The sequence below is a fragment of the Bradyrhizobium embrapense genome, assembly GCF_001189235.2.
GTDB classification, from domain to species: domain Bacteria; phylum Pseudomonadota; class Alphaproteobacteria; order Rhizobiales; family Xanthobacteraceae; genus Bradyrhizobium; species Bradyrhizobium embrapense.
Genome location: NZ_LFIP02000001.1, coordinates 810,096 through 824,490, shown reverse-complemented (window position 1 = coordinate 824,490; position 14,395 = coordinate 810,096). Strand labels below are relative to the sequence as shown.

Below are 14,395 nucleotides of genomic sequence, written 5' to 3'. Positions count from 1 at the left end.
GAGGCCTCCTGTTACTTGCGGGTGTTGCTGCGGCCGTTGGCCGGATCGTCGGTGACGCGCTTGACCTTCGAGGCGCCTTCGAGATGCTTGCGCATCAGCGCGGAAGCGGCCTCGCGCTCGCCGGCCTCGAGCCGGTCGAGGATCGCAAGATGCTCGCGGCAGTTCACCAGCACGCGCTCATAACCGAAGGTCCAGTCGTAGTTCGCAAAGCTGCGCAGCCGGTTCTGCTGCTGCACGGCAACCAGCAGGAAGCGGTTGCCGGAGGCCGCCGCCAATCCCTCGTGGAACGCAGCGTTCATCTCGAAGAAGGCGATGCTCGCGGTCTCGCTCCAGGTCTGCTTCATCGCATCCTGATGACGCCGGCGCATCTCGGCGGCCCAGACCGGATCGAGCCGAAAGCCCGGCTCCAGCAGGGCGGCCGGCTCGATCAGCATCCGGTAGCGGTAGCTCTCCTCGCGCGCTTGCGCATCGGCGATGATCGGCTGGAATCGCCAACCATGTCCGGGCTTGCGCTGCACCGCTGCGACCTCCGCAAGCTTGGCCAGCACGCGCTGCACCACCGGACGCGAGGCGCCGTAGCGCTGCATCAGGTCGCGCTCGGAGACGTCGACCGGAAGGCGGCCGCTGCGCCGGTCGCGCGCGATCGCGACGAACAGCCGGTCGGTATCCGCAGGCGCGGGTCTGCCTGATGTCTTCGGCGCCGGCGGAGCCGTATCGGTCACGAAGTAGCCGCGGCTTGCGCCGACCCGGATCAGGCGGCGGCCTGCCAATAATTTCAGCGCCGCGCGCACCGGCGTGCGCGAAACCTGCAGCCGTTCCGCCAGCGCCACCTCCGCAAGTCGCGTGCCGGGCGCGAGTTTTTCCGCCCGGATCAGTTCCAGGATGCCCGCGGACAGTTCGCGTTGCAGGCGGCTGGGGGCTGCCTTCGCAATGGGCGCAGATTTTTGTTTCATGTGCTCACAAAATACATTAGCCTTGGCGGAAACGCAAAAGGAAGTTGGCGCAAACCATGGTCGAACCGTTTCCCCTGATCGAGATTTCCGGTGCGCCGCACGAGCGCGGCAAGCAGTATGGCCGCCAGGCGGCCGACCGCATCCGCAAGGGCACCTCGCACTATTTCTCGCAGCTCAAGGAGCTCTCGCTCGATGCTGCCGGCGTCGCCGAGTTGGTGCGCGACTATCTTCCGGTCATCGCGGCGTTCGAGCCGACCTATATCGATGAGATGCACGGCATTGCCGAGGGCGCCGGCGTTCCGTTCGAGGATATCGTGCTGCTCAATGCCCGCACCGAGATCCTCAAGCTCGCCGAGCCATCGGTCCGGGCGCGGCTGAAGACGCCCGACGAGCCCGATGGCTGCACCGGCGTCGTCGTGCTGCCGCAGGCGACCGCGTCGGGGCGGCTGATCCACGCCCAGAACTGGGATTGGAAGCGGGAATGCGCCGAGACCGCCGTCGTGCTGAAGGTGCGCCGCGACGATGGTCCGGATCTCATGACCTTCACCGAAGCCGGCGCGCTCGGCCGCTGCGGCTTCAACGCGGCCGGCATTGCCATCACCGCGAACTATCTGCAGTGCGACCGCGACTATCGTCAGATCGGCGCGCCGCTGGCGCTGATCCGGCGCAAGGTGCTGGAGAGCGAGCATGTCGCGCTGTCGATGCGCACGGTCTATTGCACCAGGAAGTCCGCCGCCAACAACATGATCGTCAGCCATCGCGACGGTGTCGCGATTGACTTCGAATGTGCACCGGACGAGACCTTCCAGGTGCATCCCGATCGTGGGCTCTTGGTGCACGCCAATCATTTCGTCAGCCCGGTCGCGCTCGGCAAGCTCAAGGACACCGGCATCGCCAGCACGCCCGACAGCCTCTATCGCGATATCCGGGTTCGCGATCTGTTGCAGCCGCATCTCGGTGCCATCAGCTTCGAGACCGTGAAGTCGGCGCTGTTCGACGATTTCGCCTATCCGTGGTCGGTGTGCCGGCCGCCGCGCCGTAATCTCGGCAACAATCTCAGCGCGACGGTCGCGATGATCCTGATGGAGCCGGCGAGCGGGCTGATGGAAGTCGCGCCGCTGCCGGCGCTGAACCGGCAGTTCACGTCCTATCGGCTCGAGGTCACCGCCAGCCCTCGCAATGAGGCCGCGCCATCGGTGACCGCGAGGGCGTCCTGATGGTCCTGCGTCGGCCATCACGCGGGATGATGGTCGGCCTGCTGGCGCTGTCGGTGATGCTGGCGGCGCCGCTGCGCGCCGACGCCGAGACGCTGCTGCGCACGCGGCTCAACGCCGACATCCGCTCCACCGATCCCGGCACCAACCGGGACGCTAACACCGACGGCGTGATGGCGCATATCGTCGAGGGCCTGGTCGCGTTCCGCGACGATACCTCGATCGGGCCGATGCTGGCGGACAGCTGGACCGTCTCGAACGACGGCAAGACCTACTCCTTCCACCTCCGGCAAGGCGTCAAGTTCCACAATGGCGCCGGCATGACCGCGGATGACGTCATCTGGTCGCTGAAGCGCTGGCTCGATCCCGCCACGCAGTGGCGCTGCCTGTCCGAATTCAGCGCGACCGGCATCGCCCAGATCCAGAAGATCGAGGCGCCTGACGCGAAGACCGTCGCGATCACGCTGGACCGGCCGACGGCGTTGTTCCTGTCGACACTGGCGCGGCCCGATTGCGGGCAGACCGCCATCATCCACCGCGACTCGGTCGGGCCTGACGGCAAGTGGATCGCGCCGGTCGGCACCGGACCATTCAAGCTTGGCGAATGGAAGCGCGGCCAGTACGTCGATCTGGTGCGCTTCGACGGTTACGCCGCGCGCAGCGAGCCGCGTACCGGCTATACCGGCACCAAGATCGCGCAGGTCGACCGGATCAGGTTCAACGTCGTTCCCGACGGCTCGGCGGCCAAGGCCGGCCTGTTGTCCGGCTCGCTCGATGCGATCAGCAACCTCGCGATCCCCGATGTCGAGGACCTCAAGACGCGGCCGGACGTGCAGCTCAGCATCACGCCGGCGCTCGGCCTCACCGGCATCCTGTTCCAGACCCGCGATCCCTTGCTCAAGGACGTACGGATTCGGCGGGCGATCGCGCTCAGCCTCGACACCCCGCAGATCATCGACGCGGTCATGGAGGGCATCGCGCGCGCCAACAATTCGGCGTTGCCGATCGGAAGTCCGTTCTATAGCGAGGTCGAGACCCACGGCTACACGCAGAATATCGCGGAAGCCAAGAAGCTGCTCGCGCAGTCCGGCTATCACGGCCAGCCGATCAAGATGATCGCCAACAAGCGCTACAGCTACGTGTTCGATTCAGCCGTGCTGGTGCAGGCGATGGCGCAGGCCGCGGGCATCAATATCGAGATCGAGGTGCTGGACTGGGCCGCCCAGCTCGATCGCTACAACCGCGGCGATTACCAGTCGATGGCCTTCGTCTACTCGCCGCGGCTCGACCCGTCGCTCTCTTTCGAGATGCTGATGGGGCCGAAGGCGACACAGCCGCGCAAGGTCTGGGACGATCCGGAGGCGCAGCGGCTGCTGCAGGAGTCGATGATGATCGACGACAAGGCGAAGCGCCAGCTACTGTTCGACGAGCTGCACCGCCGCTTCATCGACGATGTACCGATGATCGTCCTGTTCAACGGCGCCGAGATCGCCGCCCTGCGCAACAACGTCAAGGGATTTGCCGGCTGGCTGTTCGGACAGCCGCGCTTCTGGGGCGTGAGCCTGCAGTAGGGGAGGGACGCGGCGATGCTCGGCTACCTCGCACGACGGCTGGCCATGACGATCCCGACGCTGCTCCTGGTGGCGGTCGCGGTGTTCACCTTGGTGCGCCTGATCCCCGGTGATCCGGTGCAGGTGATGCTGGGCGACAACGCCGATCCCGCGCAGGCCGCGCAATTGCGCGCGCAGCTCGGGCTCGACCAGCCGGTGCCGCTGCAATTCCTGTACTGGCTCGGCAAGCTTGCAACCGGCGATCTCGGCCATTCCATCACCAATAATCTTCCGGTGCTGCCGCTGATCCTGGAGCGCTTCCAGGTCTCGGCCACCATCGTGCTGGTGGCGGTTGGCCTTGCCGCCTGCATCGCGGTCGTGGCCGGCTTGATCGCGGCCTGGAAGCAGAACAGCGCACTCGATCTGGCGATCATCGGCGGCGCAACGCTGCTGCTATCGATCCCGAGCTTCTGGCTAGGCCTGCTGCTGCTCCTGCTGTTCGGGTTGAAGCTGAAATGGCTGCCGGTGATCGGCTACGTGCCGTTCTCTGAGGATGGCTGGCAGGCGATGTTGTTCATGGTGCTGCCGATCGTGACGCTGACCGCGGTCGAGATCGGCGTGCTGACGCGGATGGCGCGGGCGGCCTCGATCGAGGTGCTGCGGCTCGAATATGTCACGCATGCGCGCGCCAAGGGCGTCCCGGAATGGCTGGTGCTCGGCCGCCACGTTCTGCCCAACGCCTTTGCGCCGACCTGGACGCTGATCGGCCTCGTGCTCGGCCATCTGCTCGGCGGCATCGCCGTGATCGAGACCGTGTTCACCCTGCCGGGGCTCGGAAGGCTGCTGGTCGATTCGATCTTCGCGCGCGACTATCCGGTGGTGCAGGGCTGCCTGCTGTTCACCGCGGCGATCTATGTCGTCGTCAATCTGATCGTCGACCTCTGCTATCCGCTGTTCGACCCAAGGGTGGCCGTGGCATGAAAAGAGTTGCCCTGACATGAAATCGCGGATCAACACCCTGATCGGCGGCGCGCTGATCGCCTTGCTGCTCGGCACCGCCGCGACTGCCGCGTTCTGGACGCCGTTCGATCCGCTGCGGATCAACCTGAAGGCGCGGCTGCAAGCGCCGTCCCTGCTGCACTGGTTCGGCACCGACGAATTCGGCCGCGACGTGCTGAGCCGGCTGATGGCGGGGGCCGCCGCCAGCGTGGTGGTGGCGCTCGCCACCGTACTGATCGCCGTCAGCATCGGCGTGTTGGTCGGTGGGATCGCCGGCTATCTGCGCGGCTGGACCGATCGCATCATCATGGCCGTCAACGACGCGCTGCTGGCGTTTCCCGGCATCCTGCTGGCGCTTGCGGTGATGATCGTGATCGGCGCCAACAAGACCGGCCTCGTGCTGGCGCTGGGGCTCGCCTATATCCCGTCGGTTGCGCGCGTGGTGCGCGGCACCGTGCTGTCGATCCGCGAGAAGGAGTATATCGAGGCCTCGCGGGTGATCGGCAACTCCGAACTTTATTCGATGCTCCGCCACGTGCTGCCCAATGCAATCGCGCCGGTGGCGGTGCTGGCGACCAGCATGTTCGGCTGGGTGCTGCTGGCCGAGAGCGCGCTGAGTTTCCTCGGCCTCGGTGTGCCGCCGCCGGCGCCGACCTGGGGCAACATGCTGGCGGCGAGCCGTCCGTATATGGAAACCGCGGCCTGGCTCAGCATCGCACCGGGGCTGTGCATCGCGCTGACGCTGCTCGGCATCAATCTGCTCGGCGATTCCCTGCGCGATCGCCTCGATCCCAGGATGGCGCACGGATGACCGCGCCGCTGCTCACGGTCGATCAGCTGCGCATCGAGGCCGCCAGGACCGCTGCCGTCGTCGTCGACGATGTGTCGTTTGCGATCGAGCGCGGCGAATTCCTCGCCGTGGTCGGCGAGTCCGGCAGCGGCAAGACCGCCGCGGCGCGCGCCATTCTCGGCCTGCTGCCGCCTGGCCTGCGGCGGGTCGGCGGCGCGATCCGGCTCGACGGCGAGGACCTCGCCGAGATCGCGCCGCGGCGGATGCGCGCGCTGCGCGGCCGCTCGGTCGGCATGGTATTCCAGGAGCCAATGGTCTCGCTCAATCCGGCGATCAGCGTCGGCGCGCAGATGGCCGAGGGACTTGCCCTGCACGAGAGGCTCACGCGAGCCGAGATCAGGCAGCGTTGCCTCGACATGCTGGCGCGGGTGCAGATCCGCGATCCCGCGCGAACCTTCGATGCCTATCCGCATGAATTCTCCGGCGGCATGCGCCAGCGCATCATGCTGGCCTCGGTGATGCTCTTGAAACCGAAGCTGCTGCTGGCCGACGAGCCGACCACCGCGCTCGACACGTTGAGCCAGCGCGAGGTGCTCGACCTGATGGTCGAACTGGCGCGCGATCACGGTACCGCGGTGATGCTGATCACCCACAATCTCGGCCTGGTGTCGCGCTATGCGCAGCGCGCGGTCGTGTTGCGCCAGGGCAAACTGGTGGAGACCGGCAGCGTCCGGCAAATCCTCTCTGCGCCGCGCGAGGCCTACACAAGGCAACTCGTCGATGCGCTGCCGCGGCGGAGTTCTGCGAGCGGGCGCCGCGTGGCCGGCGACCCGCTGATCAGCGTGCGTGGCCTGAAGGTTTCGTTCGGCGGGCGGCAGCGGCTGTTCCGGAGGGATGCCGATGTTGCGGCGGTCAATGGTGTCGACCTCGAAATCGGCGCGGGGGAGACCGTCGCCGTGGTCGGCGGCAGCGGCTCGGGCAAGACCACGCTCGGCCGCGCCATGCTGCGGCTGATCCCGGCGGCCGGAGGTGAGATTCGCTTTCAGGGCAGGGACGTGATCGGAACGCGCGACCGCGCGTTTCGCCTGGCCTCGCAGCTCGTATTTCAGGATCCTTATTCGTCGCTCGACCCGCGCATGCGGGTCGGCGAGATCGTCGCCGAGCCGCTGCGGCACGTTCCGGAACTGTCGTCCCGCGAGCGCGATCGGCGCGTTGCCGGCATGCTCGAGGAGGTCGGGCTTGCCGGCTTTGCCCAGCGCTGGCCGCATGAGCTCTCCGGCGGTCAGCGCCAGCGCATCGCGATCGCGCGTGCGATCGTGCGGCATCCGTCCTTCGTGGTCGCCGACGAGCCGGTTTCCGCGCTCGACATGACGATCCAGGCCCAGGTGCTGAAGCTGTTCGAACGGTTGCAGGCGCAATACGGCTTCGCGTGTCTGTTCATCAGCCATGACCTCGCCGCGGTCGAGCAGGTCGCCGACCGCGTGGTGGTGATGCAGGCCGGCCGCATCGTCGAGCAAGGGTCGCGCGACGACGTGTTCGACCGACCGCAGCACGAATACACGAGAGCGCTGCTCGCTGCGACGCCAGTGCTGGATCTTGCCGGGCAGGCCGCCGCACGCGTGTCGGGCTGACGAAAAGTCAAGGCTGATGCGGCTATAGTGTGCTGGCGCTCGGCCTGCTACACTTGCTCGCTCCGATAGAAGCAACATGCACCGCACCCAGACGATGCAAATCGGGGGGAACTCCAATGCGAAATCCACGAACGGGCGCGCGATGGATGGTCGCTGCCATTGTCGCGATCGGCGTCACGGCGTCGCTCCCTGGCCGCGCCGCGTCGGTTGCGCCGGTCGCCGCCGAGAACGGCATGGTCGTCTCCGCACAGCATCTTGCGACGCAGGTCGGAATCGAGGTGTTGAAGCGGGGCGGCAACGCCGTCGACGCCGCGGTCGCGGTCGGTTACGCGCTGGCGGTAGCCTATCCCGCCGCCGGCAATCTCGGTGGCGGCGGCTTCATGACCATTCAGCTTGCGGACGGGCGCAAGACTTTCCTGGATTTCCGCGAGACCGCGCCGAAGGGCGCCACCGCCAACATGTATCTCGACAAGGACGGCAACGTCATTCCGGGCCTGTCGACCAAGGGACATCTCGCCGTCGGCGTGCCCGGCTCGGTGGCCGGCATGGAATATGCGCGCGAGAAATACGGCACGATGAAGCGTGCCGACGTGATCGCGCCGGCGCTGCAACTCGCCGAGGACGGCTTCGTGCTGGACCAGGGCGACGTCAGCATGCTGGAGACCTCGACCAAGGATTTTCAGAACGATCCGGCCTCGGGCGCGATCTTCCTCAACAACGGCAAGCCGTTCCAGGTCGGCGAGCGGCTGACGCAGCACGAGCTTGCTGAAACGCTGCGCGAGATCAGCAAGCGCGGCACCGACGGCTTCTATAAGGGCTGGGTGGGCGCGGCGATCGTCGCCTCGAGCCAGGCCGGCAAGGGCCTGCTCACGCAGGAGGACCTCGATAACTACAGGGTTCGCGAGCTCGCGCCGGTCGAGTGCGACTATCGCGGCTATCACGTGGTCTCGGCGCCGCCGCCAAGCTCAGGTGGCGTCGTGATCTGCGAGATCCTCAACATCCTCGAGGGGTATCCGCTGAAGGAGCTCGGCTACCATTCCGCGCAGGCGGTGCACTACCAGATCGAGGCGATGCGCCACGCCTATGTCGATCGCAACAGCTATCTCGGCGACCCCGACTTCGTGAAGAATCCGCTCGAGCGTCTGCTCGACAAGGATTACGCCGCCAAGATCCGTGCCGTTATCGACCCGGCCAAGGCCGGCGTGTCCAAGGACCTCAAGCCGGGCGTTCCGCCGCATGAGGGCAGCAACACCACGCACTATTCGATCGCCGACAAGGACGGCAACGCTGTGTCGGTCACCTACACCCTCAATGACTGGTTCGGTGCCAAGGTGACCGCGGCCAAGACCGGCGTGCTGCTGAACGACGAGATGGACGACTTCACCGCCAAGGTCGGCGTGCCGAACCTCTACGGCCTGGTGCAGGGGGAGGCCAATTCCATCGTCCCCGGCAAGCGTCCGTTGTCCTCGATGAGCCCGACCATCGTCACCAGGGACGGCAAGCCGGTCATGGTGGTGGGGACTCCGGGCGGCAGCCGCATCATCACCGCCGTGCTGCTGACGATGATCAATGCCATCGATTACGACATGAACGCGCAGGAAGCCGTGGACATGCCGCGCTTCCACCAGCAATGGCTTCCGGATCTGACCAACCTCGAGGACTTCACGCTCTCGCCGGACACGCGGAAGATTTTGGAAGGCATGGGTCAAAAGTTCGGGCCGCCACAGCCGGCCAATCATCTCGCGGTCATCATCATTGGTGCGCCATCGCTGGGCGGCAAGCCGGTCGGCAACAACCGCTTCTATGGAGCGAACGATCCGCGCCGCAATTCGGGGCTTGCCGGCGGCTATTGATTGCCGTGGTCCGATGGCGGCGCGGCGAGGGCGCGACGCCTGCGAGATCGACCCTCGCGTCAGGCGACGGCCGTCGACCTGCCGTCCTCGTGCCCGCTCGTCAGCAGCAGGCGCCGGCGGATCGCATCCTCGACCAGGGCCAGCGACTGCTTTGCTTCACGGGCCTCGGCTTCGGCGGCCTGGGCCCGGAATTCGGCCGCGTCGAGCTGCTCTTGCTGGGACTCGATACGCCGGCGGGCCTCTTCGAGCGCCCGGGATGCATCCCTCAGCTTGCGCTCGGTGGCGGCGATGATTTCGAGCTGCGCCTGTTCGGCTGCCTCAGCACGCGCCTCGCCGGCGCGGGCCCGGTCCTCGATGCTGCGGAACAGGTCCGCCGCCTGATAGACGAGGTCCAAGGCTTCGGTGCCCATCGCCGATGTGGGAGGTCTCGGAAATCCGAGGACATTCGGGTCGGCCGCAAAAGGCCGTCTAAATCCGCGCAGTGCCATGCTAGCCAGCCCTCGCGAGTCGCGTGTACGACAACAACTTGCGGTAGTTATGGTTAATAAACCATTAATCCTGTCGGCTCGCCGGCGCTGTCCACCGGTTTCTGACGACACGGTGCCTGCAACGGCAGCGGGGTAGTGAAACCGCTCGGACCGGCCTGCGCTTTTCTTTCGCAACCGGCTCGCCGCGCAAGCGCGGCGATCGGCGATCCGCGTGCCGCGTTCCCGGCAGGCCGGCGAATCGGAAGACGGAAGGTTGGGAGGGCTGCAGGTCGACGCGGTCCCGCGGAGTGTCCGAACAGCGGGGAGGGCCCTGATTTGGCTGCGCGCACGAGCCGGGCTCTATGGCATAAGTTTGGCGCCTGGCGCGCTTTAATTCTGCTGTGTTGAATTGCAGGTCCATGGTGTGACCGATATACCGGGCGGCCTAAGTGGCACGCAGCGCCCTCAGAACGAGCGACGTATTCGCCACGGAAAATCTGGTCGATGAAATTTCTGTTGCGGTTCTTCGGGTTCCTGTTCACCGCAGGAACCATCCTGTTCCTGGCTGGTCTCGCCGCGGTCGCAGGGCTATTCTGGCATTTTTCCAAGGACCTGCCCGACTATTCGCAGCTCCAGAACTACGAGCCGCCGGTGATGACCCGCGTGCACGCGGCCGACGGATCGCTGCTGGGCGAATTCGCCAAGGAGCGCCGGCTCTATCTGCCGATCCAGGCCGTGCCGAAGCTCGTGATCAACGCTTTCCTCGCGGCCGAGGACAAGAATTTCTACGAGCACGGCGGCGTCGACTACACCGGCATGGCGCGCGCCGGCGTCTCCTACATCCAGAACTTCGGTTCCAACCGCCGTCCGCAGGGTGCTTCCACGATCACCCAGCAGGTCGCCAAGAACTTCCTTCTGACCAACGAGGTGTCGTTCACCCGCAAGATCAAGGAAGCCCTGCTGGCGATGCGAATCGAGCGGGCCTATTCCAAGGACAAGATCCTCGAGCTCTATCTCAACGAAATCTATCTCGGCCTCGGTGCCTACGGCATCGCGGCGGCCTCGCTGGTGTATTTCGACAAGTCCGTCAATGAACTGACGGTCTCGGAAGCGGCCTATCTGGCGGCGCTGCCGAAAATGCCGGCCAGCCTGCATCCGGTGCGCAACCGCGCGCGCGCCATCGAGCGGCGCAACTACGTGATCGACCGCCTGCAGGAGAACGGCTGGATCACCGCTGCCGACGCCGACAAGGCGCGCAAGGAGCCGCTGACCGTCACCAACCGCAGCAACGGCGCGCACACCTTCGCCGGCGAATATTTCTCCGAAGAGGTCCGCCGCGACATCTTCGAGCGCTATGGCGAGAAGAAGCTCTATGAGGGCGGCCTGTCGGTGCGCACCACGCTCGATCCCAAGGTCCAGGTGATGGCGCGCAAGGCCATGGTGGCGGGGCTCGTGAACTATGACGAGCAACAGGGCTATCGCGGCGCAATCCAGAAGCTCGACCTCACCAGCGACTGGGGCGTCCCGCTCGCCGAGATCAAATCGCTCTCGGACATCTCGCCGTGGCGGATGGCGGTGGTGCTGGAGAGCAACGACCAGTCGGCGCGGATCGGCTTCCAGCCCGGCCGCGAGCTCGGCGGCGCCGTCAGCAAGCAGCGCGAGACCGGCATCATCACGATGGACGGCGTGCGCTGGGCCAGGACCAAGGGCAAGACGCCGACCGCGGTCTCGCAGGTGCTGCAGCCCGGTGACGTGATCTACGCCGATCCGCTGTTCAAGGACGGCAAGGCCGTCGAGGGCCAGTACCGGTTGCGCCAGATCCCCGAACTGTCGGGCGCGATGGTGGCGATGGATCCGCACACCGGGCGCGTGCTCGCGATGGTCGGCGGCTTCTCGTTCGACCAGAGTCAGTTCAACCGCGCGACGCAGGCCTATCGGCAGCCCGGCTCGACCTTCAAGCCGATCGTCTATTCGACCGCGCTCGACAATGGCTACACCGGCTCGACCGTGATGATCGACGGGCCGATCGAGATCGACCAGGGGCAGGGCAACATCTGGCGGCCGGAGAACTTCTCCACCGGCAAGTATCAGGGCCAGGTCACGCTGCGCAACGCGCTGCGCCTGTCGCTCAACACCGTGACCGTGCGGCTGGCCCAGGAGATCGGCATGCCTGTGATCGGCGAGTATGCCAAGCGCTTCGGCGTCTATGACGAGCTGCCGAACTATCTCGCCTATGCGCTCGGCGCCGGCGAGACCACAGTGATGCGGATGGCCACGGCCTATTCGATGATCGCCAATGGCGGCGTCCGCGTGAGGCCGACCCTGATCGACCGCATCCAGGACCGCTACGGCCACACCATCTTCAGGCACGACCAGCGCGAATGCCGCGGCTGCGACGCGCCGGAAGGCTGGAAGAACCAGCCCGAGCCGCAGCTCGTCGACCGCCGCGAAAGAGTGCTCGACGCGATGACCGCCTACCAGATCACCTCGCTGATGGAGGGCGTGATCCAGGCCGGCACCGGCACCGCGCTGAAGGAGGTCGGCAAGCCGCTGGCCGGCAAGACCGGCACCTCGAACGAGGCCAAGGATCTCTGGTTCGTCGGCTTCTCGCCGGACCTCGTGGTCGGTCTCTATGTCGGCTACGACAAGCCGCGCTCGCTCGGCCGCAACGCGCAGGCCGGCCACACCGCGGCGCCGATCGCGCGCGACTTCCTGAAACTCGCGCTGGCCGACAAGCCCGCCACCCCGTTCAAGCAGCCGGTCGGCATCCGCCTGGTGCTGGTCGATGCCAAGACCGGTCTGCGCGCGACGCCCGGTCAGAACAGGGGCGTCGTGCTCGAGGCCTTCAAGCCGGGCCAGGCGCCGCCGTACTATGATCCGACGCTGGTCGCCGGCACCGATGTGATCGACGGGACCCAGCAGGGCATCTCGCCGGACGCGGATCGCGCCGTGATGCGGTCGGGGACGGGCGGGCTGTATTGACGCCGAAGTGCAAGACAGTCCCGTTGGGTGGTGCGGCGCTTCGCCGCCGTGGTTGAACGCGCCGCGCGCGGCGCCGACCCAAAATAGAGTGCTCGACCGGAGAGCCCCTGCAACGAGGCGTTCCCTTCGCGTCCGGGCGCGCCGAGCCGCGGATCGCGATGGTCAAGGCGTTGCTTGTCGTAATACGGCTGATCTGGACCGTTGTTGTGGTTGGGGCGGCAACCCTGATGGGCGCGGTCCTTGGATGGGGGTGGCACGGCTGGATTGGTGCCGTCGCGCTCGGCACCGTAGGATTTGGCATTGGAGCCCTGCTTGCAGCGTGCCCCGAAGTGCTGCTTGGCGTACTGCTTGAACTGCTCGCCGCAATGTAGCTCCTCCCGCGACGCTGATCGCCGTCCTTGCCGCGATTTTCACGCCTATTCCACGCCATCAATGCTTGCCAAGCGTGGGAGCAAGCGGGTAGAAGGTCGCACTCGCGCGGGCGCTGACTTGGCAGGCGAACCCGCTGCACCGAGATGTCCAGTCATCCAGCTAAGCTGTTGATACCACGGACTGATCTTGGGGAATGGTGTAACGGTAGCACAACAGACTCTGACTCTGTTTGTCTTGGTTCGAATCCAGGTTCCCCAGCCAATCTTGCCTCGACGGCAGGACCATCATCCGAAATGTTCTGAGATTGCGCGCAGGCGGCTTCGAGGCTGGATCAGCCCGGCGTAATCCACCATGGTCTCGCGCCTGCGGTCTCGGCCGCCCCGATGTTGCGACGGAGGTTCAAGCTGATGGACGAAATTCTCTATGCCCGCGAGTCGTCGATCGGCGTCGACGAGTTCATTGATGTGCTGCGCCAATCGGGCCTCGGCGAGCGGCGTCCGCTCGCGGATGCCGACCGGATGGGGCGCATGATCGCCAATGCCAATCTGATCGTGACGGCGCGGAAGGCTGGAAAACTGGTCGGCGTCTCGCGCGCGCTGACCGATTTCGCCTATTGCTGCTATCTGTCCGATCTCGCGGTCGATCGCTTCTATCAGGGCCATGGCATCGGCAAGCGCCTGATCGCGGAAACGCGGCGGCATGCGGGACCGGAATCGATGTGCCTGCTGCTGGCGGCACCGGACTCGGTCGGGTTCTACAAATCGATCGGCATGCCGCAGCCGGACAACGCGTTCCTCTACAAGCGGGAACGCTAGTGGTCCGCAAAGGCCATCTGCGATCGCGCTCGGGCGAGGGGGCGTCTCCATGGCTTCGGAATAGTAGAATAATACCGCCGCCTTGTCCGCCGGCTCCTTTGCATGGGGTTGTTTTTCGATATTTGGCAATGCGCCCCTAAGACGGCAGGCAATCAGCCTCGTTCGATGAGAGTCGTCATTGTTCAGCGGACGGCCGGCTACTTGATCTTGTCGTACACCGTGGCGAAGTCGGCGAGCGGCATCGGGATCGAGATGGTCTCCTTGCCGAGGTTCTGGAACGACACCTTGAGCTGCTTGCCCGATTTGAGCTGCGTCAGCACGTCGGGCGCGATCGGCGCATTGATATAGCAGCCGCGCGCCTCGCAGGTTTGGATCGGCACATCGACGGCCTTGCCGTCGTCGACCTGCAGCTTGGCGCCGACCGGCAGGTTCAGCCCGAGCGGAAGCTGGATCAGCGCAACCGGCGTGCGGGTGTCGCCGGGGACGCGGATATTGACCAGCACGATCAGCTGTCCGGTCTTGGTGAGCACCGCGGTCTGCTCCATCGCGCATTCGAGCGGCGCCTCGCGGCTCGCGCTGGTGCAGCGCGCGACCCAACCGGTGTTGTTGGGCGATGCGGCGTCACCTTGAGGGGCGGCGGGAGCGGCCGCCGCGGGCGTAGTCTTGCCGTTGGGCGCCTGGCCGTGGCCAAGGCCGGCCAGGCCGAACGCGGTGAACAGGACGACAAACGACCTTGCGACAATCTTCACGGTACCGGCTCCGAAATGAT

General features: G+C 66.0%; 12 protein-coding genes and 1 tRNA gene. 10 read left to right on the top strand and 3 right to left on the bottom strand.

Annotation, left to right across the window (positions count from 1 at the left end; all coding sequences use genetic code 11):
• Positions 1-11: 11 nt before the first annotated feature.
• Positions 12-953, bottom strand: a complete 942-nt coding sequence (locus AKN83_RS04210) for a GntR family transcriptional regulator (RefSeq protein WP_050404645.1) — start codon at positions 951-953, stop codon at positions 12-14.
• 56 nt (positions 954-1,009) lie between these two features.
• On the opposite strand from AKN83_RS04210, the gene AKN83_RS04205 reads away from it, so the two are divergent.
• From AKN83_RS04205 to ggt, 6 genes are all read left to right on the top strand, one after another.
• Positions 1,010-2,170, top strand: coding sequence for a C45 family autoproteolytic acyltransferase/hydrolase (locus AKN83_RS04205; RefSeq protein ID WP_050404644.1), 1,161 nt, complete (start codon positions 1,010-1,012; stop codon positions 2,168-2,170).
• Complete coding sequence (locus tag AKN83_RS04200) at positions 2,170-3,738, top strand: ABC transporter substrate-binding protein (RefSeq protein WP_050404643.1); 1,569 nt, start codon at positions 2,170-2,172, stop codon at positions 3,736-3,738. Before AKN83_RS04205 ends, AKN83_RS04200 begins: the two co-directional genes overlap by 1 nt.
• 15 nt (positions 3,739-3,753) lie before the next feature.
• Positions 3,754-4,698 carry an ABC transporter permease gene (locus AKN83_RS04195; RefSeq protein WP_050404642.1) on the top strand — a complete coding sequence of 315 codons (945 nt, stop codon included), beginning with the start codon at positions 3,754-3,756 and terminating at the stop codon, positions 4,696-4,698.
• Positions 4,699-4,714: 16 nt separating this feature from the next.
• Positions 4,715-5,527, top strand: coding sequence for an ABC transporter permease (locus AKN83_RS04190; protein WP_050404641.1), 813 nt, complete (start codon positions 4,715-4,717; stop codon positions 5,525-5,527).
• Positions 5,524-7,137, top strand: a complete 1,614-nt coding sequence (locus tag AKN83_RS04185; protein WP_063695179.1) for an ABC transporter ATP-binding protein — start codon at positions 5,524-5,526, stop codon at positions 7,135-7,137. The genes AKN83_RS04190 and AKN83_RS04185 overlap by 4 nt, the downstream gene beginning before the upstream one ends.
• 146 nt (positions 7,138-7,283) lie before the next feature.
• Positions 7,284-8,990, top strand: coding sequence for a gamma-glutamyltransferase (gene ggt, locus AKN83_RS04180; RefSeq protein ID WP_430641487.1), 1,707 nt, complete (start codon positions 7,284-7,286; stop codon positions 8,988-8,990).
• Between the two features lie 59 nt (positions 8,991-9,049).
• Here the strand turns inward: ggt and AKN83_RS04175 are convergent, their stop codons facing one another.
• Positions 9,050-9,385 carry a hypothetical protein gene (locus tag AKN83_RS04175; RefSeq protein ID WP_244521877.1) on the bottom strand — a complete coding sequence of 112 codons (336 nt, stop codon included), beginning with the start codon at positions 9,383-9,385 and terminating at the stop codon, positions 9,050-9,052.
• A gap of 576 nt (positions 9,386-9,961) precedes the next feature.
• On the opposite strand from AKN83_RS04175, the gene AKN83_RS04170 reads away from it, so the two are divergent.
• From AKN83_RS04170 to AKN83_RS04155, 4 genes are all read left to right on the top strand, one after another.
• Positions 9,962-12,439 (top strand): penicillin-binding protein 1A, encoded by a 2,478-nt coding sequence (locus tag AKN83_RS04170; RefSeq protein ID WP_063695178.1) that lies wholly within the window; start codon positions 9,962-9,964, stop codon positions 12,437-12,439.
• A 158-nt stretch (positions 12,440-12,597) separates the two neighbouring features.
• On the top strand, positions 12,598-12,810 hold the full coding sequence (locus tag AKN83_RS04165; protein ID WP_050404734.1) for a hypothetical protein: 213 nt from the start codon (positions 12,598-12,600) through the stop codon (positions 12,808-12,810).
• A 188-nt stretch (positions 12,811-12,998) separates the two neighbouring features.
• Positions 12,999-13,072, top strand: a tRNA-Gln gene (locus AKN83_RS04160).
• Between the two features lie 146 nt (positions 13,073-13,218).
• Positions 13,219-13,626 carry a GNAT family N-acetyltransferase gene (locus AKN83_RS04155; RefSeq protein ID WP_050404733.1) on the top strand — a complete coding sequence of 136 codons (408 nt, stop codon included), beginning with the start codon at positions 13,219-13,221 and terminating at the stop codon, positions 13,624-13,626.
• A 197-nt stretch (positions 13,627-13,823) separates the two neighbouring features.
• On the opposite strand, the gene AKN83_RS04150 is transcribed toward AKN83_RS04155, so the two are convergent.
• Entirely contained in the window at positions 13,824-14,375 is a 552-nt protein-coding gene (locus tag AKN83_RS04150; RefSeq protein WP_083991913.1) for an invasion associated locus B family protein, read from the bottom strand.
• Positions 14,376-14,395 lie beyond the last annotated feature (20 nt).

Excerpts from the sequence above, each read along its gene's own strand:
- AKN83_RS04210 (WP_050404645.1), bottom strand. The coding sequence starts at position 953 with ATGAAACAAAAATCTGCGCCCATTGCGAAGGCAGCCCCCAGCCGCCTG.
- AKN83_RS04205 (WP_050404644.1), top strand. The coding sequence starts at position 1,010 with ATGGTCGAACCGTTTCCCCTGATCGAGATTTCCGGTGCGCCGCACGAG.
- AKN83_RS04200 (WP_050404643.1), top strand. The coding sequence starts at position 2,170 with ATGGTCCTGCGTCGGCCATCACGCGGGATGATGGTCGGCCTGCTGGCG.
- AKN83_RS04195 (WP_050404642.1), top strand. The coding sequence starts at position 3,754 with ATGCTCGGCTACCTCGCACGACGGCTGGCCATGACGATCCCGACGCTG.
- AKN83_RS04190 (WP_050404641.1), top strand. The coding sequence starts at position 4,715 with ATGAAATCGCGGATCAACACCCTGATCGGCGGCGCGCTGATCGCCTTG.
- AKN83_RS04185 (WP_063695179.1), top strand. The coding sequence starts at position 5,524 with ATGACCGCGCCGCTGCTCACGGTCGATCAGCTGCGCATCGAGGCCGCC.
- ggt (WP_430641487.1), top strand. The coding sequence starts at position 7,284 with ATGGTCGCTGCCATTGTCGCGATCGGCGTCACGGCGTCGCTCCCTGGC.
- AKN83_RS04170 (WP_063695178.1), top strand. The coding sequence starts at position 9,962 with ATGAAATTTCTGTTGCGGTTCTTCGGGTTCCTGTTCACCGCAGGAACC.
- AKN83_RS04165 (WP_050404734.1), top strand. The coding sequence starts at position 12,598 with ATGGTCAAGGCGTTGCTTGTCGTAATACGGCTGATCTGGACCGTTGTT.
- AKN83_RS04155 (WP_050404733.1), top strand. The coding sequence starts at position 13,219 with ATGGACGAAATTCTCTATGCCCGCGAGTCGTCGATCGGCGTCGACGAG.